The following is a 26,779-nucleotide window of genomic DNA, read 5'->3' as shown; positions in this document are numbered from 1 at the left end:
CGGGCGCCGGCATCGGCGCCCGCTCCCTCACCACCCGGTCAGGAAGCTGAACACCAGCCAAAACAGGCACAGCACAATGGTGCCGGTCAACAGCAGCGTCAAGATCAGACGACCGCGCAGCAGCATGCTGAGGGTGATGCCGATCAACACCGACAGCGGCATCAGCGCCAGGAAGAATGGCCAAGTATAAAGCAGGAAAAACAGCGTGTTGGAACCGTAAACCAGAAACGGCAACGCGAACGCCAGCCAGTAGAAAACAAAGCCGCTGACGCCGCCCAGGAAAGAATAAGAAGGCTCCTCTCTCTCCTGTTTTGATTGCTTGGCGTCGATCAAGATAGGCGTGACATTTTGCATAGTGATCCCTGGTTATTCGGCTCGCTCTGCGGCGGCTTAGAGTAAAAAGCGCATGGCGAAAAACGCCACACGCTTTTTTTGAATTCAGGGTTTGATAATAGCCTGACCACGCAACACGTCTAACAATTGCGCAATCAAATTTGTTACCAATTGTTGGCCATCAAGGTGGATTTCCGGCTGCTGCGGCGCCTCGTAAACCGCGTCGATACCGGTGAAATTGCGCAGCTCGCCGGCGCGCGCTTTCTTATACAATCCCTTCGGATCGCGCGCCTCGCAGATCGCCAACGGCGTATCGACAAACACCTCGATAAAGCGATCGTCACCGAGCATCTCGCGCACCATCTGCCGTTCGGCGCGGTGCGGCGAAATGAACGCGGTCAGCACCACCAGCCCAGCGTCCACCATCAGCTTGGCCACTTCCCCCACCCGGCGAATGTTCTCGCGCCGATCCTCGTCGGAGAAGCCGAGATCGCGGCACAGGCCATGGCGCACGTTATCGCCGTCCAGCAGGTAGGTGCTGACGCCGAGCCCATGCAGCGCCTGCTCCAGCGCGCCGGCGACGGTGGATTTGCCCGAGCCGGACAGCCCGGTAAACCACAGCACCGCGCCGCGATGGCCGTTGCGCGCTTCGCGATCCGCGCGCGTCACCGCGTGCGGATGCCAAACCACGTTCTCGTCGTCCGGCCCGGTCGCCCTCAGTTCAACGGCCACCTTATCGGCCACCGAGCAGATCGCGCGCGCCCCAGTGCGGGAAGTGCTTGCGCACCAGCGCATTCAGCTCCAGCTCGAAGGCGCTGAATTCGCCGCGCGCCGCCGATGCGGCCTGCAGCGTTTCACGCACCAGACCGGCGCCAACCGTGACGTTGCTCATGCGATCGATAAAGATCAGCCCGCCGGTGTCGTGATTGCTCTGATAGCTGTCCAGCATCAGCGGCTCGTCGAAGGTCAGTTCCACCAATCCGATGCCGTTGAGCGGCAACGTGTCGGCCGGATGCTGCGCCAGCGTATTGATCTCCACCTGATGACGGATGCTCTCCACGCGTGCGCGGGTCTTTTTACCGGCGATCTTGATGTCGTAGCTCTGGCCCGGCACCAGCGGCTGCTCGGCCATCCATACCACGTCCACCAGCGCGCTCTGCGCCGCCTGCAGACTTTCGCCGGCGTCGACCAGCAGATCGCCCCGGCTGATGTCCACTTCATCCTTCAGCACCAGCGTAATCGCCTCACCCGGCACCGCTTCTTGCAGATCGCCGTCGAAGGTCACGATGCGCGCCACGCTGGACTCCACACCGGAAGGCAGCACTTTGACCCGTTGCCCCACCCGCACCACGCCGGCGGACAGCGTGCCGGCATAGCCGCGAAAATCGAGATTCGGGCGGTTGACGTACTGCACCGGGAAGCGCAGCGGCTGGTTTTCTCGCTCGCTGATCACGTCAACGCTCTCCAGCACTTCCAGCAGCGTCGGGCCGCTGTACCACGGCATATGGGCGCTTTCGCTCGCCACGTTGTCGCCGTCCAGCGCCGACAGCGGCACGAACTTGATGTCCAGATCGCCTGGCAGCTGCTGGGCGAAGGTCAGGTAATCCTGTTTGAACTGCTCGAACACCGTTTCCTGATAGTCCACCAGATCCATCTTGTTCACCGCGACCACCAGATGGCGAATGCCCAGCAGGGTCGCGATAAAGCTGTGGCGGCGAGTCTGATCCAGCACCCCTTTGCGCGCGTCGATCAACAGGATCGCCAGATCGCAGGTCGAGGCGCCGGTGGCCATGTTGCGGGTGTACTGCTCATGCCCCGGGGTATCGGCGATGATAAACTTGCGTTTTTCGGTCGAGAAGTAGCGATAGGCCACGTCGATGGTGATGCCTTGTTCGCGCTCGGCCTGCAGGCCGTCCACCAGCAGCGCCAGATCGAGCTTCTCGCCCTGGGTGCCGATGCGTTTGCTGTCGCTGTGCAGCGTCGACAGCTGATCCTCGTAGATCTGGCGGGTATCGTGCAGCAGGCGGCCGATCAGGGTGCTTTTGCCGTCGTCGACGCTGCCGCAGGTCAGAAAGCGCAGCAGGCTCTTGTGCTGCTGCGCGTGCAGATAGGACTCGACGCCGCCCTGGTCAGCGATTTGTTGTGCAATTGCGTTGTTCATCCGGCGGCTCCTTAGAAATACCCTTGACGCTTTTTCAGCTCCATCGAGCCGGACTGATCGCGATCGATCATCCGCCCCTGGCGTTCACTGGTGGTGGAGACCAGCATTTCTTCGATGATCTCCGGCAGGGTTTGCGCCTGCGAGTCCACCGCGCCGGTCAGCGGCCAGCACCCCAGGGTGCGGAAACGCACCATGCGCTGGCTGATCACTTCGCCCGGCTGCAGATCGATGCGATCGTCGTCCACCATCATCAGCATGCCGTCGCGCTCCACCACCGGGCGTGGTTTCGCCAGGTACAGCGGCACGATGTCGATCTTTTCCAGGAAGATGTACTGCCAGATATCCAGCTCGGTCCAGTTCGACAGCGGGAAGACGCGGATGCTCTCCCCTTTGTTGATCTGGCCGTTGTAGTTGTGCCACAGCTCCGGCCGCTGGTTTTTCGGATCCCAGCGGTGGAAGCGATCGCGGAACGAATAGATGCGCTCTTTGGCGCGCGATTTCTCCTCGTCGCGCCGCGCACCGCCGAAGGCGGCGTCGAAACCGTACTTGTTCAGCGCCTGCTTCAGGCCCTCGGTCTTCATGATGTCGGTATGCTTGGCGCTGCCGTGCACGAACGGGTTAATGCCCATCGCCACCCCTTCCGGGTTTTTATGCACCAGCAGCTCGAAGCCGTACTCCTTCGCGGTGCGATCGCGGAATTCGTACATTTCGCGGAATTTCCAGCCGGTATCGACGTGCAGCAGCGGGAACGGCAGCGTGCCGGGGAAGAACGCCTTGCGCGCCAGATGCAGCATCACGGAAGAGTCTTTGCCGATGGAATACAGCATCACCGGGTTGGCGAATTCAGCGGCGACTTCACGGATGATATGGATACTCTCCGCCTCCAATTGCCGCAAATGAGTGAGTCGTTTTTCGTCCATAACAGGTCCTTAAAAGCCTTGCCTATGCCAAATTCACGACGGCCGGGCGCGCTGCCCCTTCCGTCTGCGATTGATGCCCGAACCAGGCGATTTGATGGTGCAGTTCCACCACTTCGCCGATCACCAACAGCGCCGGCAGCGGCGCCTGTTGGGCCAGGTGTTCCAGTTGTTCCAGCGTGCCGATCTGCACCTGCTGATCGGCGCGCGTGCCGCGGCTGATCACCGCCACCGGCGTCGCGGCAGCACGACCGTGGGCGATCAGCCGCTGGCTAATGTCCGCCGCCTTCATCGTGCCCATGTAGATAGCCAACGTCTGCCGCGCCCGAGCCAGATCGGCCCAGTCCAGGCCATCGCCGTCGGGGCGGCAGTGGCCGGTGATAAAGGTCACGCTCTGCGCGTGGTCGCGGTGCGTCAGCGGAATGCCGGCGTAGGCGGTCGCCCCCGCGGCGGCCGTGACGCCCGGCACCACCTGGAAAGGAATGCCGGCGGCGGCGGCCACCTGCAGCTCTTCGCCGCCGCGGCCAAAGATGAACGGATCGCCACCCTTGAGGCGCACCACGCGTTTGCCCTGCTGCGCCAGTTCCACCAGCAGCCGATTGGTCTCCTCCTGGATCACCGAGTGCGCGCCGGCGCGCTTGCCCACGCAGATGCGTTCGGCGTCACGGCGCACCAGATCGAGGATTTCGCCGCTGACCAGATGGTCATACAGCACCACGTCCGCCTGCTGCATCACCTGCAGCCCGCGCAGGGTCAACAGCCCCACGTCGCCCGGCCCGGCGCCCACCAACGCTATCTCGCCCTGGGCGCCCTCATCGCCTGCGGCGAAGCGGTGTAAATCCTGCTCCAGCTGGCGTTCCGCCTGCGCCGTCTGGCCGTTGGCCACCAGCGTGGCGAAACGGCCACCGAAGGTTTTTTCCCAGAAACGGCGGCGTTCGCCGATCGAAGCCAACCGCTGTTTGACCTGGCCGCGCCAGCGGCCCGCCACCTGCGCCATCTGCCCCAAACTGGCGGGTAGCAACGCCTCCAGCTTTTCGCGCAGCAACCGCGCCAGCACCGGCGCCTGGCCGCTGGACGATACGGCCACCACCAGCGGCGAGCGATCGATGATCGACGGGAAGATGAACGAACAACGCGGCTGATCGTCCACCACGTTGGCCAGCACCCGGCGTTTATCCGCCTCGGCGAACACCGCGGCGTTCAGCGCGTTGTCGTCCGTGGCGGCGATCGCCAGAAACACGTCGTCCAGCTGCTGCGGATCAAAGCTTTTCCCCAGCCAGAGCACCTGCCCTTGCTGACGTTGTTGTTCCAGTTCCGGTGAGAGCGACTGCGCAACTATCCGTATTTCAGCCCCGGCGCGCTGAAGCAGATCGACTTTGCGCGCCGCCACGTCACCACCGCCAACGACCAGTACCGGACGTTGTTTCAGGTCGGCGAATATTGGTAGATAGTCCACAACAGCCTTTTCATATAACAGAAAGATAGTGTGACTATACGGGCTGAGATTTAGCCTCTGAAATGACGAAAAGGAATGATTAGTTCCTTTATGGAATATAGGCCGCAACGCCGAAGGCAAACGGTGATACTCACGACAGCAGTTTGCGCGTTGGCGCGAAAATTAAGAGACAGGGAAATTGTGTAATGCCGCCCGGCGTCTCATACTGGGTGCCGAAGAAAAATGATCGGCAGCGCCGATAGCAAAGAAGGATTTTTCGGTATGTTTTCCCGTTTTTACCTGAAGACCAGCCTGCTGGCCCTCGCACTCGGCGGCGTCTTCAGCGTGTGTGCCGCACAGCCCGTAAAAGACGCGCCAATGGGCCGTTTCGCCGCCGAACAGACCCGCCACATCGCCACTTACTTCCCCGGCCGCATGGCGGGCAGCCCGGCCGAATTGCTCACCGCCGACTACCTGAAGCAGCAATTCAGCAAGATGGGTTACCAAAGCGATATTCGCAGCGTCAATACGCGCTATCTCTACACCAGCAAAGATGGCAAGAAGAACTGGAACAACGTCACCGCCAGCTCGGTGATCGCCGCCCGCAACGGCGACAGCCCGAAACAAATCGTGGTCGTCGCCCACTTCGACACCTATACGCCGCAGAGCGACGAGGATCTGGATAACAACCTCGGTGGCTTGACGCTGCAGGGCGTCGACGACAACGCCTCCGGCATCGGCGTAATGCTGGAACTGGCGGAACGCCTGAAGAACATCCCCACCGCCTACGGCCTGCGCTTCGTCGCCACCAGCGCCGAAGAGCTCGGTTCGCTGGGGGCGCAGAACTACCTGCAGCGAATGAGTGCGGAAGAGAAAAGCAACACCGTGCTGGTGATCAATCTCGACAGCCTGATCACTGGCGATCGGCTGTACCTCAACGCCGGGCGCAACACGCCGCCGCAGATGGCGAAGCGCTCCCGCGATCGCGCGCTGGATATCGCCCATCGCTACGGCATCGCCGCCGCCACCAATCCAGGCAGTGCACAGCATCCGCAGGGCACCGGCTGCTGCTCCGATCAAGAGGTGTTCGATGCCGCAGGCATCCCGGTATTGTCGGTAGAGGCCACCAACTGGTCGTTGGGGGAGAAGGACGGCTATCAGCAGCGCGCCGTCAGCCCGCACTTCCCGCAGGGCATCACCTGGCACCGCCCGCAATACGACAACCTGCAGTATCTGGATCGCTATCTGCCGGGGCGGATCGACAAACGCAGCCGCGACAGCGTGCAGATCCTGCTGCCGCTGATCAAAGAGTTGGCGCAGGCGCACCCGCCGAAAGCACAAAAGAAAAAGTAGCCTACAAAAAAACAGGGCCCAGCATTGCTGAGCCCTGTCGGGTGATTCGCCTCTTTTAGCCTTCGTGCAGACCGCACTCGCGCTTCAGGCCGAAGAAACGCGTCTCTTCCTCACTCATGCCCGGCTCCCATTTCTGGGTGGTGTGGGTATCGCCTACCGACAGGTAGCCCTGTTCCCACAGCGGGTGATAACTCAGCCCGTGTTCGGTCAGATACTGGTAAATCTTGCGGTTGTCCCAGTCGATGATCGGCAGGATCTTGAACACCCCACGCTGCACCGCCAGCACCGGCAGATTGGCGCGGCTACCGGACTGCTCGCGCCGCAGACCGGCGAACCAGCTCTGCGCCCCCAGCGTCTCCAGCGCGCGGTTCATCGGCTCAACCTTGTTGATCTGGTTGTACTTTTCAATCCCTTCCACGCCCTGTTCCCACAGCTTGCCATAGCGCGCCTCTTGCCAGGCGGGAGACTGTTCGGCGCGGAACACCTGCAGATTCAGCTTCAGCTGGTCGGTCAGTTGATCGATAAAGCGATAGGTTTCCGGGAACAGGTAACCGGTGTCGGTCAGGATCACCGGGATATCCGGCCGGATGCGCGTCACCAGGTGCAGACATACCGCCGCCTGAATGCCGAAACTGGACGAGAGTACGAACTCGCCGGGCAGATGCTCCAGCGCCCATGCAACGCGCTGTTCGGCGCTGAGGGTCTCCAGTTGGCCGTTGACTACCGCCAATGCCAGCGCCTGCCCGGATTTGGGCAACGCGTTCAGCGCCGCCAGATCGAATTCAGCCATGTTGTCTCTCCTGATGCTTGAAATTACCTGCGCGGCCCCTCTGCCCAGAGGCCGCCCGGCCTCACTCCCAGAAATCTCGCGCCGGATCCAGCACCGGTTTGACGATGCCCGCACGCACGGTGAAGTCGCCGAAGCCTTCGCCGCCGTTGCGCTCCTCCGCCCAGCGCCCCACCAACAGGTCGATCTCGTTCAGGATCTCGTCTTCGTTGATGTTCTCGCGGTACATGCGCGGAATGCGCGTGCCTTCGCGGTTGCCGCCCAAATGCAGGTTATAACGGCCGACCGCCTTGCCCACCAGCCCCAGCTCCGCCAGCAGCGCGCGGCCGCAGCCGTTCGGGCAGCCGGTAATGCGCAGCACGATATGCTCGTCGCCCACCCCGTGCCGATGCATGATCCCCTCCACCTTGGTGACGAACTGCGGCAGGAAGCGCTCGGCCTCCGCCATCGCCAGCGGGCAGGTCGGGAACGACACGCAGGCCATAGAATTCTTGCGTTGCTCGCTGATCTCGTCGTCGATCAGGCCATGATCGCTCGCTAGGGCTTCGATCTTCGCCTTCTCGCTTTCCGGCACGCCGGCGATGATCACGTTTTGGTTCGCCGTCAGACGGAAGTCACCTTTATGGATCTTGGCGATCTCCGCCATGCCGGTCTTCAGCGGGCGCCCCGGATAGTCCAGCAGGCGGCCGTTCTCGATAAACAGCGTCAGGTGCCATTGATCGTCGATGCCCTTCACCCAACCGATGCGATCGCCGCGGCCGGTGAATTCATACGGCCGGATCGGCGCGAAAGTAATGCCGGCGCGCTTTTCCACTTCGGCGCGGAAAACATCTACCCCGACGCGCTCCAGCGTGTATTTGGTCTTGGCGTTCTTGCGATCGGTGCGGTTGCCCCAGTCGCGCTGCGTGGTCACCACCGCTTCCGCTACCGCCAGCGTATGTTCGAGCGGAATGTAGCCGAACTCGCTGGCCTGGCGCGCGTAGGTTTTCTTGTTGCCGTGTTCGATGGACAGCCCGCCGCCCACCAGCAGGTTGAAGCCTACCAGCTTGCCGTTTTCGGCGATCGCCACAAAGTTCATGTCGTTGGCGTGCAGATCGACGTCGTTCTGTGGCGGGATCACCACCGTGGTTTTAAATTTGCGCGGCAGGTAGGTCGGCCCCAGAATCGGTTCTTCGTCGGTGGTGGCCACCTTTTCCTGATCCAGCCACACCTCGGCGTAGGCGCGGGTGCGCGGCAGCAGGTGTTCGGAGATCTTCTTCGCCCACTCGTAGGCTTCCTGATGCAGCTCGGACTCCACCGGGTTGGAGGTGCACAGCACGTTGCGGTTCACGTCGTTGGCGGTCGCCAGCGCGTCCAGCCCCAGGCGGTTCAGCAGCTGGTGCACCGGTTTGACGTTGCCTTTCAGGATGCCGTGAAACTGGAACGTCTGGCGGTTGGTGATGCGAATGCTGCCGTACAGCGTGCTCTCCTGCGCGAACTTGTCGATGCCCAGCCACTGCTGCGGGCTGATGATGCCGCCCGGCAGGCGACAGCGCAGCATCATGGCGTGGCGCGGCTCCAGCTTCTGCTCGGCGCGTTCGGCACGAATGTCACGGTCATCCTGCTGGTACATGCCGTGAAAACGGATCAGCAGGAAGTTGTCGCCGTTGAAGCCGCCGGTCAGGCCGTCGTTCAAATCTTCGGCGATGGTGCCACGCAGGAAGTTGCTTTCCTTCTTCATGCGCTCCGCATCGGCCAGTTTGCCTTCGACTACCAAAGGCCCGGGGTGTTTATCACTCATCAGTAAACATCTCGCTGATAACGGCGCTCAAGGCGCAGCTCACTTAAAAATTCATCCGCCTGCTCGGTATCCATGCCACCGTGCTCGGCCACCAGTTCCAGTAATGTGTTTTCCACGTCTTTCGCCATGCGATTGGCATCGCCGCAGACGTAAATGTGCGCGCCTTCCTGAATCCAGCGCCACACTTCTGCGCCCTGTTCGCGCAGTTTGTCTTGTACGTATATTTTATGTTGCTGGTCGCGGGACCAGGCCAGATCGATGCGGGTCAGCAGGCCGTCTTTCACGTAGCGCTGCCATTCGACCTGGTACAGGAAATCTTCGGTAAAGTGCGGGTTGCCGAAGAACAGCCAGTTCTTGCCGCCGGCGCCGTCGGCGTCGCGCTGCTGCATAAAGGCGCGGAACGGCGCGATGCCGGTGCCCGGGCCAATCATGATCACCGGCGCCTCCGGATTGGCCGGCAGGCGGAAGTTGTCGTTGTGCTCGATAAACACCCGCACGTCACCGTCTTCCTCCAGGCGATCCGCCAGGAAGCCGGAGGCGCCGCCGCTGCGGGCGCGCCCGTCGATGTCGTAACGCACCACGCCCACGGTGATGTGCACTTCGCTTTCGTTCTCCGCCTGCGAAGAGGCGATGGAGTACAGGCGCGGCGTCAGCGGACGCAGCAGCCCGACCAGCTGTTCGGCGCTCAGATCCGCCGGCGCCTGGCGCACCATGTCGACGATCGGCGTGTTGTGCGCATACTGCTGTAGCGCAGCCTTATCCGCCAACAGACCGATCAGCGTTTCGTCGCGCGACAGCGCGGCGTATTTATCGACGATCGGCGTGGTGTTCTGCGTCAGTTCGAAATGGCTGCGCAGCGCCTGCGCCAGCGGCAGGGTCTTCCCTTCCACCTCGACCGGCTCGTCGCCTTTCAGCCACAACAGCTGCACCAGTTCGTCCACCAGCGCCGGATCGTTGTCGAACCATACGCCGAGCGCATCGCCCGGCTGATAGCGCAGGCCGGAGTCGCCCAGATCGATCTCGATATGGCGCACGTCTTTATCCGACGCGCGGCCGGTAATTTTCTGCTTGACCGCCAGTTGGGCGGTGAGCGGTTGTTCCTTGCTGTACGGACTGCTGTCGATCAGGTCAACCGCGCCGCTGGCCAACACGCCCGGCGCAGCGCTTTCCGCCGGCGCGCGCGCCTTCAGCACCGACACCACCTGTTTGCGCCAGGCGGCGGCCAGCTCCTGGTACTCCACGTCGGCATCTACGCGCTCCACCAGGCGCTCGGCACCCAGCTCGGCCAGCTTGCCGTCGAAATCTTTACCTGACTGGCAGAAATTCTCATAAGAGGTGTCGCCTAACCCGAACACCGCAAACGCGGTGTCATTGAGCTTCGGCGCCTTCTTCGAGAACAGGAATTTATGCAGCGCCACCGCTTCTTCCGCCGGTTCGCCTTCCCCTTGTGTGGAGGCGACGATCACCAACAGGCGCTCTTGCGCTATCTGTTTGAACTTGTAGTCGCCGGCGCTGACCAACGTGGCGCTCAGATTGGCGGCCAACAGATCGTCGCGCAACTGCTCCGCCAGGCGGCGCGCATTGCCGGTCTGCGAAGCGGAAATGATGGTGATGGCGGCCGCAGCCGCAGGGGCGGCAGGCGCAATGGCCACGGCTCCGGGCTGTTGATTGACCATGCCCCAAAAATAACCGGACAGCCACGCCAGCTGCGTCGGCGAATAGTCGCCGATCGTCGCCTGTAAGCGCGCCAGCTGTTCGGGCGTCAGCGGGAGCAAAGATGTTGGAGGAGCCTGAGTCGTCATTGCTGTACTTATTTCCTATACTTAGCGCCTTTCCTGCCAGGCGCGCGCCAGTGCCAGTCGCTGTCTCTTCGCTGCGTCGGGTGTGCGGAAAAGATCAGGAGAGTTTGTAAGGTTACCGAGCAGAATAGCAACGATTAAATAAGGGATAGCAATAAATCATAACCAAAATGACTAAGCTGTTTTTCTGGTAAGGGATAACGCTTAAACCGTTAAACAAAGTTTTTTATCCAGATGAAAATAAAGCACTTTTTTTCATCATTTTTTCACCGTTCAACATTTCGGCTCATAACCCCAGCCGATAGGTGCCGCAGACACCAAACAAAAAAAGTGTTAACCGGGTGCGTTTGCCGTGGCGGTAGACCATAACGGTATAAATGGCAAGCAGGCGCGCTTTCCGGTACTATGCGGCGGTTTTTGAGTCAATGAGGCCGTAATAATGGCAACCACGCTGTTTAAAGATTTTCAGTTTGAAGCCGCACACCGTTTGCCGCATGTACCGGAGGGCCACAAATGCGGCCGTCTGCATGGGCATTCGTTTATGGTGCGTCTGGAAGTGACCGGTGACGTGGATCCCCACACCGGTTGGGTGATGGATTTCGCCGAGCTCAAGGCTGTGTTTTCCCCGATCTGGGAGCGGCTGGATCACCATTATCTGAACGATATTCCAGGATTGGAAAATCCCACCAGCGAAGTGCTCGCCGCCTGGATTTGGCAGCAGCTCAAGCCTCAGTTACCGGAACTGACTGCGGTGATGGTGAAAGAGACCTGTACGGCGGGATGCGTATATAAAGGTTGATGCCGTGAGGGTATGTGCAGATACCCTCACACTACCTCGCCTTGCAGATCCAGGCGCCGCGCCACCCAGGGCCTTTCCGACAGGCTCAGCACCATTCCCCCGCGATAGACAAACGTTTTGCTCTCGCCATCCTCAATGAACGCCGTCTCGTTTTCCATCGCCCGATAGCCGGCGCCGGTATAGTACTTTTCGCTTACCGCAAACAGTATGGAATACGCGATCCCTTTACTGCGCAAATAGTCATGCGCCTTCACCAGCATGTTTGCGGCCACGCCGCGGCGCCGATGCGTGTGTGCCACGGCCACCAGCCCGATGATGCCGATCACCTCGGTCTCACCGTCAATCAACACCGGCCGCTTATGCACCGCCAATTGGCCGACGATCACCTCGCCTTCCGCGGCGGTCACCAGGCAAACCGGCACCTGCCGCCGATAAAATCCGTCGGTTATCTCGGGGAAAGCGTCGGACAACAGCGAGCGAATCGACCGCAATTCCGCTTCCGTCACCGCCTCGAATGCACGCGATACAATTTTCACCGTAACTCCCGTCCCGTTCGAAGGCCTGCGGCCAATAAAAAACTCAGGCGATATTCAGATATTTGTGGGTCTGCATCGACAGCCGCCAATTGCGCGCAATGCAGGTTTCGATGCACAGGCGGGTCGCCTCTTCTTTCTGGCTGATCGGTTGCAGCGCGATAATCCGCGCCTTGTCATCCTGCAACGTCGCCAGCAGCGCATCCAGCGCCTCGATGTCGCGCTCGCGCGCCACCGGATGCTTCACCTCGTCAGCGCGCCGCAGCGCCTGATCCAGCACCTTCATGCCGCCGCGCATATTCACCTTGGGCGAAACCGTCACCCAGGTGTTGGCGGAGCAGCGAATTTCGTGGGTGCCGCTGGTCTCAATCTGGCAACGGTAGCCGTGCTGTTCGAACAGCTCGGTCAGCGGCGCCAGATCGTAAATGCAGGGTTCGCCGCCGGTGATCACCACATGACGCGCGGTGTAGCCTTGTTGGCGCATCACCGCCAACAGCTGCTCGGCGCTGGCATTGCCCCAGGCGTCGCTCTCTTCTGTTTTGACCAGGATCCGTTGCAGGTCGACTTCCCGATGGGCTTCCTTTTCCCAGGTATGTTTGGTATCGCACCAACTGCACCCTACCGGGCAGCCCTGCAGGCGGATGAAAATGGCCGGCACGCCGGTGAAAAAGCCTTCGCCCTGCAAGGTTTGGAACATCTCGTTGATCGGGTACTGCATCGGTTTCTCAATCTGGAAAAGTAAAAAGCGATTATCGCAGATTCCGGCCCGGCGACCAAACGGCCAAAATTGTATTAAATTTTATCCTCCGCGCCGCCATCAGCATATCTCACCGCCAATGGCGTTCATTTAATTTGTTAACCGGTCTTTGGCCTTTCATCGGCGGTGCAACCTGCTCCACAGAAAACAACACGCAGTTAACAAATAAGATAATTATATTTGACATAAAGCGCTGACGCGCAGATGTATATACAAGCAAACACAAGCCGAGCGCCAGTTTCGGCCACGTTCCATCACGACTACATCTGCGTTTAGAGGGTGCCATGACTCATTCCACCAGCGAGTTAAACATTCAACAGGCCATCGACGACAGCAAGTTTTCGCTGTTTCACTGGACCCTGATCATTCTCGGATTCCTGATCCTCGCCATCGACGGTTTCGATACCGCCGCCATGGGCTATATCGCCCCCTCGGTCGCCAAAGACTGGGGCATCGTCAAACAGGATCTGGGGCCGGTGCTGAGCGCCGCGCTGCTGGGGCTGTCGCTCGGCGCGCTGATCGCCGGGCCGATCTCCGACCGCATCGGCCGCAAGCGCGTGCTGGTGTTTTCCTGCCTGTTCTTCGGCCTGTCGAGTTTGGCCACCGCCTACGCCGGTTCGCTCAACAGCCTGACGCTGTGGCGCTTCCTCACCGGCCTCGGGCTGGGGGCGGCGATGCCCAACGCCATTACCTTGATCTCCGAATACGCGCCGCAGCGCTGCCGTTCGCTGGCGATCAACACCATGTACTGCGGCTTTCCGCTGGGCGCGGCCGGCGGCGGCGCCATTTCATCGTGGCTGATCCCGAGCTACGGCTGGCACAGTGTGCTGCTGCTCGGCGCCATTGCGCCGCTGGTATTGACGGTTCTGCTGATCCTGCTGCTGCCGGAGTCGGTTAAATATATGGTTAACCGCGGCCAGGATGCGGCGAAGATCAAGTGCATCGCGCAGCGCTTCGTTAGCCGGAGCCTCGACGGCGTGACGCGTTTTTATCTGTACGAAGAGAAGCTGGCGCAGACCAAGACCAGCGTCGGCCTGCTGTTCAGCCGCCCTTACCTGCTCGGCACGCTGATGCTGTGGCTGACCTACTTTATGGGGCTGGTGATCTACTACGTGTTGCTGAGCTGGATGCCAATCCTGATGCAGGGATTGGGCTATCAGTTGGAGCAATCGGCGATGCTCACCTCGCTGTTCACCTTCGGCGGCACGCTGGGCATCCTGGTGGCCGGCTGGTTGATGGACCGCTGGAATGCGCACAAAGTGGTCTCGAGCGGCTTTGTCGTCACCGCCCTGCTGATCGTGGCGATGGCCACCGAGGATAAACAGATCGTGCTGCTAGGCGCCTTCATCTTCCTGATGGGCGTCACCATGAACGGCGCGCAGTCCGGGCTGCAAACGCTGGCGGCGACATTCTACCCGACCCACAGCCGCGCCACCGGCATCGCCTGGATGCAGGGCATCGGCCGCTTCGGCGGCGTCGCCGGCACCATGATGGGCGCCCAACTGCTGGCCATGCAGTGGGAAGTGCAGAGCATCCTGATGTTCCTGTGCGTGCCGGCGCTGATCGCCGCCATCGCCACGGTGTGCAAGATGAGCCGCAAACCGACGCTGCAGCCGGCCGCCTGACCCTTGCAAGCCCGCCCACGGCGGGCTTTCTTCCTGCGGTGATAGGGCTTTTTTATTCTCCGCCGTCAACTGTAATCAGACTGTAAAAATATTGTGACTAGCCGCCCAAAAATGAGTCAATTTTAATTCATTTTTGCCGAACAGCTCACTTTTCTCCGGCTTTCCGTACCTGAGACCGGCGATAAAAAATCGCATATCAACCTGATATAAAAAGAAAATAACTTTTTCTTATGCCACTTTTCAGCGGCAACTGGTCAGTGTTGCATATGCTTGTACATACAAGTATATGTTAATAAGCCCTATGCATTGTTATGCCGTGGTACTCATCCCCACCGCGGCATGGAATCTGCACCGATACTGTTTGAGGAAACTGCTGTGACTACAAATAACAAAGTTCGCAATGTCGATGTACGCGCGCCACGCGGCACACAATTAAACGCAAAAAGCTGGCTGACCGAAGCGCCGTTACGCATGCTGATGAACAACCTCGATCCTGAAGTTGCGGAGAACCCACACGAGCTGGTGGTGTACGGCGGCATCGGCCGCGCCGCGCGCGACTGGGATTGCTACGACAAGATCGTCGAAACCCTGAAAACGCTGGAAGAAGACGAAACCCTGCTGGTGCAGTCCGGCAAACCGGTCGGCGTCTTCAAAACCCACAGCAACGCGCCGCGCGTGCTGATCGCCAACTCCAACCTGGTGCCGCACTGGGCAACCTGGGAACACTTCAACGAGCTGGACGCCAAAGGCCTGGCGATGTACGGCCAGATGACCGCCGGCAGCTGGATCTACATCGGCAGCCAGGGCATCGTTCAAGGCACCTATGAAACCTTCGTTGAAGCGGGCCGCCAGCACTACGACGGCAGCCTGCAGGGGCGCTGGGTGCTGACCGCCGGTCTGGGCGGCATGGGCGGCGCGCAGCCGCTGGCCGCGACGCTGGCGGGCGCCTGCTCGCTGAACATCGAATGTCAGCAGAGCCGCATCGATTTCCGTCTGAAAACCCGCTACGTCGATGAGCAGGCCAAAGATCTGGACGACGCGCTGGCCCGCATCAAGAAATACACCTCAGAAGGCAAAGCCATCTCCATCGCTCTGTGCGGCAACGCGGCGGAAATCCTGCCTGAGCTGGTGCGCCGCGGCGTGCGCCCGGACATGGTCACCGACCAGACCAGCGCCCACGATCCGCTGAACGGCTACCTGCCGAAGGGCTGGAGCTGGGAAGAATATCGCCAGCGCGCGCAAACCGAGCCGGCCAAAGTGGTCGCCGCCGCCAAGCAGTCGATGGCCGATCACGTCAAAGCCATGCTGGCGTTCCAGCAGATGGGCGTGCCAACCTTCGACTACGGCAACAACATTCGCCAGATGGCGAAAGAAACCGGCGTCGACAACGCCTTCGACTTCCCGGGCTTCGTGCCGGCCTACATCCGTCCGCTGTTCTGCCGCGGTATCGGGCCGTTCCGCTGGGCGGCGCTGTCCGGCGATCCGCAGGACATCTACAAAACCGACGCCATGGTGAAAGAGCTGATCCCGGATGACGAACACCTGCACCGCTGGCTGGACATGGCGCGCGAGCGCATCAGCTTCCAGGGCCTGCCGGCGCGCATCTGCTGGGTTGGCCTCGGCCAGCGCGCCAAGCTGGGCCTGGCGTTCAACGAGATGGTACGCCGCGGCGAACTGTCCGCCCCGATCGTCATCGGCCGCGACCACCTGGATTCCGGCTCCGTTTCCAGCCCGAACCGTGAAACCGAAGCGATGAAAGACGGTTCCGATGCGGTTTCCGACTGGCCGCTGCTGAACGCCCTGCTGAACACCGCCAGCGGCGCCACCTGGGTTTCCCTGCACCACGGCGGCGGCGTCGGCATGGGCTTCTCCCAACACTCCGGCATGGTGATCGTCTGCGACGGCACCGACGAGGCCGCCGAGCGCATCGCCCGCGTCTTGCACAATGACCCGGCTACCGGGGTCATGCGTCACGCCGACGCCGGTTACGATATCGCTATCGACTGCGCCCGCGAGCAAGGCCTGAACCTGCCGATGGTTGCCGCGACCCAAGGAGAAAAAGCATGAAAGCGCTGACTATTCGCCCGGGCAAACTGACGCTGGCCCAGCTACGCGACGTGTATCAACATCCGGTGACGCTGACGCTGGACGACAACGCCTACGGCCCTATCCAACAGAGCGTGGCCTGCGTGGAACGCATCGTTGAAGAAAACCGCACCACTTACGGCATCAACACCGGGTTTGGCCTACTGGCTTCGACCCGCATCGCCCGCGACGATTTGGAAAACCTGCAGCGTTCGATCGTGCTGTCACACGCCGCCGGCGTGGGCGAGCCGACCGACGACAACCTGGTGCGCCTGATCATGGTGCTGAAGATCAACAGCCTGTCGCGCGGCTTCTCCGGCATTCGTCTGGAAGTCATTCAGGCGCTGATCGCGCTGGTCAACGCCGAAGTTTATCCGCATATTCCGCTGAAAGGCTCAGTCGGCGCCTCCGGCGACCTGGCGCCGCTGGCGCACATGAGCCTGGTGTTGCTGGGCGAAGGCCAGGCGCGCCATCAGGGCCAATGGCTGCCGGCGACCGAAGCGCTGGCCAAAGCCGGCCTGAAACCGCTGACGCTGGCGGCGAAAGAGGGCCTGGCGCTGCTGAACGGCACCCAAGTCTCCGCCGCCTTCGCGCTGCGCGGCCTGTTCGATGCCGAAGATCTGTTCGCCGCGGCGACCGTGGCGGGCAGTCTGACGGTGGAAGCGGCGCTGGGCTCTCGCAGCCCGTTCGATGCGCGTATCCACGAGGTGCGCGGCCAGCGCGGCCAGATCGACGCCGCCCTCGCCTATCGCCACCTGCTCGGCGCGCGCAGCGAAGTCTCCGACTCGCACCGCAACTGTGAAAAAGTGCAGGATCCTTACTCCCTGCGCTGCCAGCCACAGGTGATGGGCGCCTGCCTGACGCAGATCCGCCAGGCCGCCGAGGTGCTGGAAATCGAAGCCAACGCCGTCTCCGATAACCCGCTGGTGTTCGCCGAACAGGGCGACGTGCTGTCCGGCGGCAACTTCCACGCCGAACCGGTAGCGATGGCCGCCGATAACCTGGCGCTGGCGTTTGCCGAAATCGGTTCGCTGTCCGAACGCCGCATCTCGCTGATGATGGACAAACACATGTCGCAACTGCCGCCGTTCCTGGTGGAAAACGGCGGCGTGAACTCCGGCTTCATGATCGCCCAGGTCACCGCCGCGGCGCTGGCCAGCGAAAACAAAGCGCTGGCGCATCCGTCGAGCGTCGACAGCATCCCGACCTCCGCCAACCAGGAAGACCACGTCTCCATGGCGCCGGCCGCCGGTCGCCGCCTGTGGAGCATGGCGGACAACGTGCGCGGCATTCTGGCGGTCGAATGGCTGGCCGCCTGCCAGGGCCTGGATTTCCGCAACGGCCTGAAGACCTCGGAAGGTCTGGAGCAGGCGCGCCGTCTGCTGCGCGAGCATGTCAGTTTCTACGACAAGGATCGTTTCTTCGCCCCCGACATTGAAGCCGCCAGCCAACTTTTGGCGGCCGGTCACCTGACATCGCTGCTGCCTGCGGCGCTGCTGCCTAGCCAGGCATAATCATCACACACTGAATCACGCAGTTTGTTCTGCCCCGCCGGGTGCATTCCACCCGGCGCGGGCAGCGCGTGCCTGTTCGGCAAACACTTAACGGGAAACAACATGCGTAACGAAACGACACAACTCAGACGCGGACTAAACGCGCGGCATATCCGTTTCATGGCTCTCGGCTCGGCGATCGGCACCGGCCTGTTCTATGGCTCCGCCGGCGCCATCCAGCTGGCCGGCCCGGCCGTGCTGCTGGCCTACCTGGTGGGCGGCGCGGCGGTGTTCATGGTGATGCGCGCGCTGGGTGAAATGGCGGTACACCAGCCGGTTTCCGGCTCGTTCGGCCACTACGCCAGCCACTACCTCGGCCCGCTGGCCGGGTTCCTCACCGGCTGGACCTACACCTTTGAAATGGTGATCGTCGCCCTGGCGGACGTCACCGCCTTCGGCATCTATATGGGGCTGTGGTTCCCGGACGTCGCTCAGTGGGTTTGGGTGCTCAGCATCATCCTGTTTATTGGCGCGCTCAACCTGTGCAGCGTCAAGGTCTTCGGCGAGCTGGAGTTCTGGCTGTCGCTGGTCAAGGTCGCCGCCATCGTGGCGATGATCGTCGGCGGTGCGGCGGTGATGCTGTTCGGTTTCGGGCAAACCCAACACGCCACCGGTATCAGCAACCTGTGGCAACACGGCGGCTTTATGCCTAACGGCTTCGGCGGCGTGGTCGCGTCATTAGCGGTGGTGATGTTCGCCTTCGGCGGCATCGAGATCATCGGCATTACCGCCAGCGAGGCGAAAGACCCCGCCAAAGTGCTGCCGAAGGCGATCAACGCCGTACCGGTGCGCATCCTGCTGTTTTACGTGCTGACGCTGACGGTGCTGATGGCGATCTATCCGTGGAACAGTATCGGCCAGAACGGCAGCCCGTTCGTCGAGATTTTCAGCAACCTTGGCATCAGTTCCGCCGCCAACGTGCTGAACGTGGTGGTGATCACCGCGGCCATTTCGGCCATCAACAGCGACATCTTCGGCGCCGGCCGCATGATGTACGGCATGGCGCAGGACGGCCAGGCGCCGCGCAGCTTCACCAAACTGACCGCCAGCGGCGTGCCGTGGATGACGGTGCTGGTGATGTCAGTCGCCCTGCTGCTGGCGGTGGTGCTCAACTACCTGATCCCGGAGAAGGTCTTCATGATCATCGCCTCGATCGCCACCTTCGCCACCGTCTGGGTGTGGCTGATGATCCTGCTGTCGCAGATCGTCATGCGCCGCACGCTGTCGCCGGAAGAAACTCGTCAGTTGAGCTTCCCGGTGCCGTGGTGGCCGGTGGCGCCGGCATTGGCGACCGCCTTTATGGCGTTCGTCATCGGCCTGCTCGGCTACTTCGAAGAGAGCCGCATCGCGCTGTACGTCGGGCTGGTGTGGATCGCTTTACTCACCGTGGCTTACTGGCTGTGGGTGCGCAAAAAAGGCGGCGGCTCGCCGGTGACCGCGGCGACGCAACAGATGTAACGCCCGCTGTTGATAAAACCCGCTGCGGCGGGTTTTTTTATTGCGCTTGCGCCAGCGCCTGCAGGATATCGGCCTGCAGATCGTCAAACGCCTCCAGCCCGGCGGACAGCCGCACCAGCCCCTCGCTGATGTGGTGCCGTTTCCGCTCTTCCGGCGTGTAGGCCGAGTGCGTCATGCTGGCCGGGTGTTGCGCCAGGCTTTCGCAATCGCCCAGGCTGACCGCGCGCAAAATGAGCTGCAGCGCATTGAGGAAGCGAATGCCTGCACGCATGCCGCCCCGCAGTTCAAACGCCAGCATGCCGCCGGGGCGCGCCATTTGCCGCTGCGCCAACGCATGCTGCGGGAAGTTCGCCAGGCCGGGGTAATACACCCGCTCGACCGCCGGATGCTCCGCCAACATCTCTGCCAGGCGCTGCGCGTTATCGCAATGACGTTCCATGCGCAGCGGCAAGGTTTTCATCCCACGCAGCACCAGCGCGGCATCCTGCGCCGACAGTACCGCCCCGTTCATGTCCTTTAGCCCCTCCAGACGGATCGCCTCGGCCAACGCCTGGCGCGTCACCGCTATCCCGGCCAAGAGATCGCCGTGCCCGCCGAGGTACTTGGTCGCCGAGTGCACCACGATATCGGCACCTAACGCCAAGGGCCGCTGTAGATAGGGCGTGCAGTAGGTATTGTCCACCAGCAGCAGCGCCTGATGCCGATGGGCGATCTCCGCTACGGCGGCGATATCGACCAAGCGCATATTGGGATTGGCCGGGGTTTCGCAATACACCAGTCGGGTATGCGGACCCATGGCCGACGCTAGCCGCTCCGGCCGGGTCAGGTCAACGTGGGTTATCTTGACGCCGAAGCGTGCCAAGCCATGATGAAAGTAGCTGAAGGTACAGCCATAGACGGTTTCATCGACAATCAGCTCATCGCCCGGTCTGAGCAGCGTCCAGCAACACGCGGTGATCGCCCCCATACCGGAAGCGAACGCCACCGCCGCCTCCCCCTCCTCCAGGTTGGCGATGCGTTGCTCGAGCAGGGTTAACGTCGGATTGGCGATGCGCGAATAAAAGTACCCCGGCTCGGTGCCGGCAAAGCAGGCACCGCCGTATTCCGCGGTGGGAAAAGCAAACGTAGAGCTCATAAACACCGGCGGAGACAGTGCCCCCTGATACCGCTGCGGATCGTAGCCGTAATGAATAGCCCGGGTGGCAAAGTCGTGGCCAACTGCTGTAGCGGACATAACACAACTCCTTACCTGAGTGGGTGAAGCTTAATTCGTTGATTCATCCGAAAGGGCCGGCGGCAATGCGCTGTCTCGCGTGCGCTGGCCGATGATTTGTAAAGTACGCAGCAGCAGCGTCAACCCCAGCAGGGTATCCGGCTGCTTCAGCAAGGCGTACAGCGCGCGAAAACTGGCCGGCGGAGGATTCAATTGCAGCTCGCTGTGCGCCATCTGCAACGCAGTCCCCCCCTCCCAACCGACCGTAACCAGCCCTTCAAACACGCCGGCCAGTTTCTCCACCAGCGCGTTGTCGGCGATATCCACCACGTCCGACAACAGCGACAACAGATCGACCACGTTATCCAACCGCCCGCCCGCCAGCAGCGGCTGCAATTTCTCGAGCAACGCCGCCAATGATTGCAGGTCCGCCGCATGCACCGTGCTTTCCGTCATATCAGCCCCCTTACCGTGGCCCAGTAAAGGCCACGGTTAAACCCATTGCGCAGCATGCCGCCTACCTTGGTGGCGGGCGTCGGCAGTACGTCATGCCGGTAGTCGTAGACCAGCGGCATGCCGGCATTCAGCCCCATTTGCGCGACCGCCTGCACCTTGCCATCGTAATGGCTCACGGGCTGGCCCAGCCGCATTTCCGCCACGATGTTGTCGGCAATGACCGGCGCCTGATTATGGCAAGAGCCGCCGGCCTTGCTGACCGGCAAATCCACGGTATCGCCGATCACATATACGCCCTGCTGGCCGTAGACCTGCAGCGTTTGATGATCGGTTGGCAGCCAGCCTTCGCCGTTTTGACTCTCGCTCAACCCGGTATTGCGCACCGCCTCGACTGCGCGAATCGGCGGCGTTGCCATCAGAATGTCGAACGGCTGTTCTTCCCCTTCGGCGGAATAGGCGATGTTACGCTGGGCGTCTACCCGGCTGAGGGTAAACCCACGCTGGTGGCGAATGTCGCGCGCGGCAAAAATGGCGGGCAGCGCTTCGCCGGTCGGCCGCTGCAAAAACAGGCAGTTGCGCAGCAGTTGGGAAATGGTCGGGTAGGTGTACACAATCTCTACCGCCTTGCGCACGCCGCGCCGCCGCAGGTAGTCGTCCAGCATCAAGGTGGTTTCGATCGGCGCAATGCCGCACTGATGGGGCACGTTGGGCGTTTCGGGGAAGGACACGGTGATGAAAATTCGGCCTTTTTCGATCGTCGCCAGCTTATGCGCCAGCCGCCTGGCGGCCTGATACTGATAAAAATGATCGCCCGCCTGCGCCAATCCTTCGATGCGTTCTGGCCAAGGGACACAGCCGGTAGCAAAGACCAGAAAGTCATAGGAATAAATTTTACCGCTTTGCGTAGCTATACTTCGCTGTTTTAAATCGAAAGATTGCGCTTTATCAACAATAAACTGTATTTCAGGCCGCAATAAACTCCGCTGTGAACGCGTGAGCTCTTGCTTGAAAAAAGCATTGAACGCCACATACATAAACGCCGGCTTGTAATAATGCAGCGGCGAATCCGATATCATTAATAACTCGACTTTATTATTAATAATCTCTTGGTGTAATTTTGCGGCCAATAAATTGGCCAGGATGGTGCCGCCGGTTCCACCGCCGATAATGATGATTCGCTGTCGCATCAAGCCCCCGCTCAACCGGCCAGCAAGCCGGCAGTATTAAGGTATGGTGATGATGAAGTTCTACGGCAGAACGGCGAGAAATAAACTGCCTTATTGGCAGTCTAGTAACGAATAGTTATAAAGCAAATAAAATGGGAATATAAAAACAGGAAAGAGAGATATCGGAATAAATTTACCCCGTTAAAAACTACCGTTTTTAATAAATAACTACTGGTTAATATATCGGTTATAGCTATAAAAAAACCCGCCGCAGCGGGTTTTTATTTAACAACCGAATCGGTCGAACTTACTGGCCTTTAACTTCTTTCAGGCCGTTGAATGGCGCACGGTCACCCAGCGCTTCTTCGATACGGATCAGTTGGTTGTATTTAGCAACGCGGTCAGAACGGCTCATGGAGCCGGTTTTGATCTGGCCAGCCGCAGTCCCTACCGCCAGGTCGGCGATGGTCGCGTCTTCGGTTTCACCGGAACGGTGAGAGATCACCGCGGTGTAACCAGCGTCTTTCGCCATCTTGATTGCAGCCAGCGTTTCGGTCAGAGAACCGATCTGGTTGAATTTGATCAGGATGGAGTTAGCGATGCCTTTCTCGATGCCTTCTTTCAGGATCTTGGTGTTGGTCACGAACAGGTCGTCGCCCACCAGCTGAATTTTGTCGCCCAGCACTTTGGTCTGGTAAGCGAAGCCCGCCCAGTCAGATTCATCCAAGCCGTCTTCGATAGACACGATTGGGTACTGTTTGGTCAGCTCTTCCAGGAAGTGAGTGAACTCTTCGGAAGTGAAGGCTTTATTGCCTTCGCCGGCCAGCACGTATTTACCGTCTTTGTAGAATTCGGAAGCCGCGCAGTCCATCGCCAGAGTAACGTCTTTGCCCAGCTCGTAGCCCGCCGCTTTTACCGCTTCAGCGATAACGGCCAGCGCTTCGGCGTTGGAACCCAGGTTTGGCGCGTAGCCGCCTTCGTCGCCCACGGCGGTGTTCATGCCTTTGGCTTTCAGAACTTTCGCCAGGTGGTGGAACACTTCAGAACCGATGCGCACCGCTTCTTTCAGGGTCTTCGCGCCAACCGGCTGAATCATGAATTCCTGAATGTCGACGTTGTTGTCAGCGTGCTCGCCGCCGTTGATGATGTTCATCATCGGCAGTGGCATGGAGAATTTGCCTGGGGTGCCGTTCAGCTCAGCGATGTGCTCGTACAGCGGCATGCCTTTAGAGGCTGCGGCCGCTTTCGCTGCTGCCAGGGAAACCGCCAAAATGGCGTTGGCGCCGAAGTTGGATTTGTTTTCGGTGCCGTCCAGATCGATCATGATCTTGTCGATGTTCGCCTGGTCTTTGGCATCTTTACCCAGTACTGCCTGAGCAATCGGACCGTTTACTGCAGCAACGGCTTTCAGTACGCCTTTACCCAGGAAACGAGACTTGTCACCGTCACGCAGTTCCAGCGCTTCGCGGGAACCGGTAGAAGCACCTGACGGCGCAGCAGCCAAGCCGACGAAACCGCCTTCCAGATGAACTTCGGCTTCAACAGTCGGGTTACCGCGGGAGTCGATGATTTCACGACCGATGACTTTAACGATTTTGGACATTAGGTTTTCCTCAGTACAAGTTAAACTAAAACTCCAGACAAACAGCGCGCGGTTCTCACCGCGCGCCGCCCACCAAATATTTTATTTCACCTGGCGCTTCTGATGCTCGCCTGCGGCTTTCACAAAGCCGGCGAACAGCGGATGCCCATCACGCGGCGTAGACGTAAATTCCGGGTGGAACTGACAGGCTACAAACCACGGGTGATTCGGCAGTTCAATGATCTCGACCAGCTTGTTGTCGGCGGAACGACCGGCGACACGCAGCCCTGCGGCTTCGATCTGCTTCAACAGCATGTTGTTAACTTCGTAACGGTGACGATGACGCTCGACAATGGTCGGTTCGCCGTACAGCTGACGCACCAGGCTGTTGTCGCTCAGGTTGCACTGTTGGCCACCTACGCGCATCGTGCCGCCCAAATCGCTTTCTTCGCTGCGCACTTCGACGTTGCCGTCTTCGTCGCGCCATTCGGTGATCAACGCCACCACCGGGTACTTACAGTCTGGCATAAACTCGGTGGAGTTGGCGTTTTCCATGCCGGCCACGTTGCGAGCGAATTCCATCAACGCCACCTGCATGCCCAGGCAAATGCCCAGGTAAGGAATGTTGTTCTCGCGCGCATAGCGTGCGGTCATCACTTTGCCTTCCACGCCGCGGTAGCCGAAGCCGCCCGGGATCAGGATCGCATCCAGCCCTTTCAGCACTTCCACGCCGCGGGTTTCTACGTCCTGCGAGTCGATCAGCTTGATGTTCACGGTCAGACGGTTTTTCAGCCCGCCGTGTTTCAGCGCTTCGATCACCGACTTGTAGGCATCCGGCAGCTCAACGTATTTGCCGACCATTCCGATGGTCACTTCGCCGCCCGGATTGGCTTCTTCGTAGATCACCTGTTCCCATTCGGCCAGGTTGGCTTCCGGTGCGTTCAAGCTGAATCGTTTACAAATATAATCGTCCAGCCCCTGAGATTTCAATAGGCCTGGGATTTTATAAATAGAATCAACGTCTTTCAGAGAGATAACCGCTTTTTCCGGCACGTTACAGAAAAGCGCGATTTTCGCGCGTTCGTTAGCAGGAACCGCGCGATCGGAACGGCAAATCAGCACATCAGGCTGAATACCGATGGAAAGCAGCTCTTTTACGGAATGCTGGGTCGGCTTGGTTTTAACTTCGCCCGCCGCCGCCATGTAAGGCACCAGCGTCAGGTGCATGTACAGGGTGTGCTCGCGGCCCACTTCCACCGCCATCTGACGGATGGCTTCGAGGAACGGCAGCGATTCGATATCGCCGACGGTGCCGCCGATTTCCACCAGCACCACATCGTGGCCTTCGCCGCCTTCGATGATGCGTTCTTTGATCGCGTTGGTGATGTGCGGAATGACCTGCACGGTCGCGCCCAGATAGTCGCCGCGGCGTTCTTTACGCAGCACGTCGGAGTAGATGCGGCCGGTGGTGAAGTTGTTGCGACGCGACATTTTGGTGCGGATGAAGCGCTCGTAGTGACCCAAATCCAGATCGGTTTCTGCGCCGTCTTCGGTGACGAAAACTTCCCCATGCTGAATCGGGCTCATGGTGCCCGGATCCACGTTGATGTACGGGTCCAGTTTCATGATGGTAACGTTGAGGCCACGGGCTTCAAGAATAGCCGCCAGAGAGGCTGCGGCAATGCCTTTACCCAGAGAGGATACGACCCCGCCGGTCACAAAAATATAATTAGTTGTCATGCTGAACCTGAGAGTTTAGGTTTAAAGACGATGGAAGAACCAGGACGGGAAAGTAGTATACCCGAACCTCTCCTGACCTACAAACGATCGTTTTGCTGTCCATCATCTCGGCCGCCCTCCCGTGTTCATCAGGGTTTACTCCGCCGGCGCCGCCTAAACCCTCTAGGAAATACAAAGAGTTAGCGGAGAAAATTTCTTTTTACCGCCCCTATCGAGCGATAAAACGCCTTAGATTTCAGTTTGTTGGCCTTTTGCTGCCGACGGCAGCCCTGCGCCTGTGACCTGACCGTAAGCTTAACCGTTTCAGCCTGAGTGAACCTTGTTTGCGATCAACATTGTCGTTGCAGCGATTCAACTTTCCTTGCGCTTCACCTGCTGCCAGGCGTCTTCCATCTGCTCCAGCGTGGCGTCTTCAAGCCGCAGCCCGCGTTGCTGGACGATCGCCTCCACCTCCCGGAAGCGGCGTTCGAACTTGCGGTTCGCCGCCTGCAGCGCGTTCTCGGCCTTGTGGCCCAAATGGCGCGACAGGTTCACGGTGGCGAACAGCAGATCGCCGATCTCCTCTTCCAGCTTGCTCTCATCAACCACCGCCTGGCGGGCTTCGTGCATCACTTCGTCGATCTCTTCGTACACTTTGTCCAGCACCGGGCCCAGCGTGTTCCAGTCGAAGCCGACCGAGGCGCAGCGTTTTTGGATCTTTTGCGCCTTCATCAACGCCGGCAACGCCTGCGGAATGTCGTCCAGCACCGAGTGCAGCGCTTTTTCGGCGCGCTCGCCGGCCTTGAGCTGCTCCCAGCGCGCCGCCACGGCTTCGCTGTCTCCGCCCTTGGCGTCGCCGAAGATGTGCGGATGACGGCGCTCCAGCTTGTCGCTGATGGCGGTGCACACCTCATCAAAATCGAACAGCCCCTGTTCCTGCCCCATCTGGGCGTAGAACACCACCTGGAACAGCAAGTCGCCCAGTTCGTCGCGCAGATCGGCGTAGTCCTGCCGTTCGATGGCGTCCAGCACTTCGTAGGTCTCTTCCAACGTATAAGGCGCAATGGTGGCGAAGGTTTGCTTGCGGTCCCACGAGCAGCCGAGCTGCGGGTCGCGCAGCGTTTTCATGATGTTCAGCAGACGCTGCAGCGGAGTGGATTGGGTCATAAAAAATCTCTGAGAAAGAATGGGGGCGCAGGGGAGCGCCCGCAGAATTCATGGATTTCGGGCCGTATCCGCTATCGATACGGCCCGAAAGGCGATATGGG

General features: G+C 60.3%; 22 protein-coding genes. 6 read left to right on the top strand and 16 right to left on the bottom strand.

The genetic code is table 11. The features are described from left to right. Positions 1 to 27: 27 nt before the first annotated feature. The 5 genes from ACMGGW_RS02445 to cysG form a co-directional block, all read right to left on the bottom strand. Positions 28 to 354, bottom strand: a complete 327-nt coding sequence (locus ACMGGW_RS02445) for a DUF3561 family protein (RefSeq protein ID WP_025301616.1) — start codon at positions 352 to 354, stop codon at positions 28 to 30. An 84-nt stretch (positions 355 to 438) separates the two neighbouring features. Beyond that, positions 439 to 1,128 carry an adenylyl-sulfate kinase gene (cysC, locus tag ACMGGW_RS02440; RefSeq protein ID WP_080271240.1) on the bottom strand — a complete coding sequence of 230 codons (690 nt, stop codon included), beginning with the start codon at positions 1,126 to 1,128 and terminating at the stop codon, positions 439 to 441. Then, positions 1,067 to 2,494, bottom strand: coding sequence for a sulfate adenylyltransferase subunit CysN (cysN, locus tag ACMGGW_RS02435; RefSeq protein ID WP_025301614.1), 1,428 nt, complete (start codon positions 2,492 to 2,494; stop codon positions 1,067 to 1,069). The genes cysC and cysN overlap by 62 nt, the downstream gene beginning before the upstream one ends. 11 nt (positions 2,495 to 2,505) lie before the next feature. Further along, positions 2,506 to 3,414 (bottom strand): sulfate adenylyltransferase subunit CysD, encoded by a 909-nt coding sequence (cysD, locus tag ACMGGW_RS02430; RefSeq protein ID WP_004932620.1) that lies wholly within the window; start codon positions 3,412 to 3,414, stop codon positions 2,506 to 2,508. 22 nt (positions 3,415 to 3,436) lie between these two features. Continuing rightward, positions 3,437 to 4,867 (bottom strand): siroheme synthase CysG, encoded by a 1,431-nt coding sequence (gene cysG / locus ACMGGW_RS02425; protein WP_043135853.1) that lies wholly within the window; start codon positions 4,865 to 4,867, stop codon positions 3,437 to 3,439. 261 nt (positions 4,868 to 5,128) lie between these two features. On the opposite strand from cysG, the gene ACMGGW_RS02420 reads away from it, so the two are divergent. Next, positions 5,129 to 6,199, top strand: a complete 1,071-nt coding sequence (locus ACMGGW_RS02420; RefSeq protein ID WP_164099425.1) for an aminopeptidase — start codon at positions 5,129 to 5,131, stop codon at positions 6,197 to 6,199. A 55-nt stretch (positions 6,200 to 6,254) separates the two neighbouring features. Here ACMGGW_RS02420 and ACMGGW_RS02415 read toward each other — a convergent pair whose 3' ends face one another. The 3 genes from ACMGGW_RS02415 to cysJ form a co-directional block, all read right to left on the bottom strand. Next, a complete protein-coding gene (locus tag ACMGGW_RS02415; protein WP_016929052.1) occupies positions 6,255 to 6,989 on the bottom strand; it encodes a phosphoadenylyl-sulfate reductase in 735 nt (244 codons plus the stop codon). A gap of 61 nt (positions 6,990 to 7,050) precedes the next feature. Further along, positions 7,051 to 8,766 carry an assimilatory sulfite reductase (NADPH) hemoprotein subunit gene (gene cysI / locus ACMGGW_RS02410; RefSeq protein WP_197832154.1) on the bottom strand — a complete coding sequence of 572 codons (1,716 nt, stop codon included), beginning with the start codon at positions 8,764 to 8,766 and terminating at the stop codon, positions 7,051 to 7,053. Beyond that, entirely contained in the window at positions 8,766 to 10,568 is a 1,803-nt protein-coding gene (gene cysJ, locus ACMGGW_RS02405) for an NADPH-dependent assimilatory sulfite reductase flavoprotein subunit (protein ID WP_025301609.1), read from the bottom strand. Before cysJ ends, cysI begins: the two co-directional genes overlap by 1 nt. A gap of 436 nt (positions 10,569 to 11,004) precedes the next feature. Between cysJ and queD the strand changes: the two genes are divergently transcribed. Continuing rightward, a complete protein-coding gene (gene queD, locus ACMGGW_RS02400; protein WP_025301608.1) occupies positions 11,005 to 11,364 on the top strand; it encodes a 6-carboxytetrahydropterin synthase QueD in 360 nt (119 codons plus the stop codon). 26 nt (positions 11,365 to 11,390) lie between these two features. On the opposite strand, the gene ACMGGW_RS02395 is transcribed toward queD, so the two are convergent. After that, the gene (locus ACMGGW_RS02395) at positions 11,391 to 11,900 is read right to left on the bottom strand and encodes a GNAT family N-acetyltransferase (RefSeq protein WP_060448153.1); all 510 of its coding nucleotides are present in this window, start codon (positions 11,898 to 11,900) and stop codon (positions 11,391 to 11,393) included. A 43-nt stretch (positions 11,901 to 11,943) separates the two neighbouring features. Next, entirely contained in the window at positions 11,944 to 12,615 is a 672-nt protein-coding gene (gene queE / locus ACMGGW_RS02390; RefSeq protein WP_004932641.1) for a 7-carboxy-7-deazaguanine synthase QueE, read from the bottom strand. A gap of 323 nt (positions 12,616 to 12,938) precedes the next feature. On the opposite strand from queE, the gene ACMGGW_RS02385 reads away from it, so the two are divergent. The 4 genes from ACMGGW_RS02385 (at position 12,939) to ACMGGW_RS02370 (ending at position 19,375) form a co-directional block, all read left to right on the top strand. Beyond that, positions 12,939 to 14,279, top strand: coding sequence for an MFS transporter (locus ACMGGW_RS02385; protein ID WP_197832153.1), 1,341 nt, complete (start codon positions 12,939 to 12,941; stop codon positions 14,277 to 14,279). Positions 14,280 to 14,654: 375 nt separating this feature from the next. Further along, positions 14,655 to 16,346: a urocanate hydratase gene (hutU, locus tag ACMGGW_RS02380; RefSeq protein WP_025159649.1), complete on the top strand. Its 1,692-nt coding sequence runs from the start codon at positions 14,655 to 14,657 to the stop codon at positions 16,344 to 16,346. Then, positions 16,343 to 17,878 carry a histidine ammonia-lyase gene (gene hutH / locus ACMGGW_RS02375; RefSeq protein WP_025301604.1) on the top strand — a complete coding sequence of 512 codons (1,536 nt, stop codon included), beginning with the start codon at positions 16,343 to 16,345 and terminating at the stop codon, positions 17,876 to 17,878. The genes hutU and hutH overlap by 4 nt, the downstream gene beginning before the upstream one ends. A 102-nt stretch (positions 17,879 to 17,980) precedes the next feature. Beyond that, complete coding sequence (locus ACMGGW_RS02370) at positions 17,981 to 19,375, top strand: amino acid permease (protein WP_025301603.1); 1,395 nt, start codon at positions 17,981 to 17,983, stop codon at positions 19,373 to 19,375. Positions 19,376 to 19,412: 37 nt separating this feature from the next. Here the strand turns inward: ACMGGW_RS02370 and ACMGGW_RS02365 are convergent, their stop codons facing one another. The 6 genes from ACMGGW_RS02365 to mazG form a co-directional block, all read right to left on the bottom strand. Continuing rightward, positions 19,413 to 20,609, bottom strand: coding sequence for a methionine gamma-lyase (locus tag ACMGGW_RS02365; protein ID WP_025301602.1), 1,197 nt, complete (start codon positions 20,607 to 20,609; stop codon positions 19,413 to 19,415). Positions 20,610 to 20,639: 30 nt separating this feature from the next. Next, entirely contained in the window at positions 20,640 to 21,044 is a 405-nt protein-coding gene (locus ACMGGW_RS02360) for a hypothetical protein (RefSeq protein ID WP_080271238.1), read from the bottom strand. Continuing rightward, a complete protein-coding gene (locus ACMGGW_RS02355) occupies positions 21,041 to 22,231 on the bottom strand; it encodes an NAD(P)/FAD-dependent oxidoreductase (RefSeq protein WP_025301600.1) in 1,191 nt (396 codons plus the stop codon). Before ACMGGW_RS02355 ends, ACMGGW_RS02360 begins: the two co-directional genes overlap by 4 nt. 286 nt (positions 22,232 to 22,517) lie before the next feature. Next, the gene (gene eno, locus ACMGGW_RS02350) at positions 22,518 to 23,813 is read right to left on the bottom strand and encodes a phosphopyruvate hydratase (protein WP_025301599.1); all 1,296 of its coding nucleotides are present in this window, start codon (positions 23,811 to 23,813) and stop codon (positions 22,518 to 22,520) included. Between the two features lie 81 nt (positions 23,814 to 23,894). Next, positions 23,895 to 25,532, bottom strand: a complete 1,638-nt coding sequence (pyrG, locus tag ACMGGW_RS02345) for a glutamine hydrolyzing CTP synthase (protein WP_004932674.1) — start codon at positions 25,530 to 25,532, stop codon at positions 23,895 to 23,897. Between the two features lie 351 nt (positions 25,533 to 25,883). Beyond that, positions 25,884 to 26,678 carry a nucleoside triphosphate pyrophosphohydrolase gene (gene mazG / locus ACMGGW_RS02340; RefSeq protein WP_025301598.1) on the bottom strand — a complete coding sequence of 265 codons (795 nt, stop codon included), beginning with the start codon at positions 26,676 to 26,678 and terminating at the stop codon, positions 25,884 to 25,886. Positions 26,679 to 26,779: the final 101 nt, after the last annotated feature.

The sequence above is a fragment of the Serratia sp. BNK-4 genome (assembly GCF_048685115.1).
Lineage (GTDB): Bacteria > Pseudomonadota > Gammaproteobacteria > Enterobacterales > Enterobacteriaceae > Serratia > Serratia bockelmannii.
This window is presented reverse-complemented; position numbering and strand designations above follow the sequence as displayed.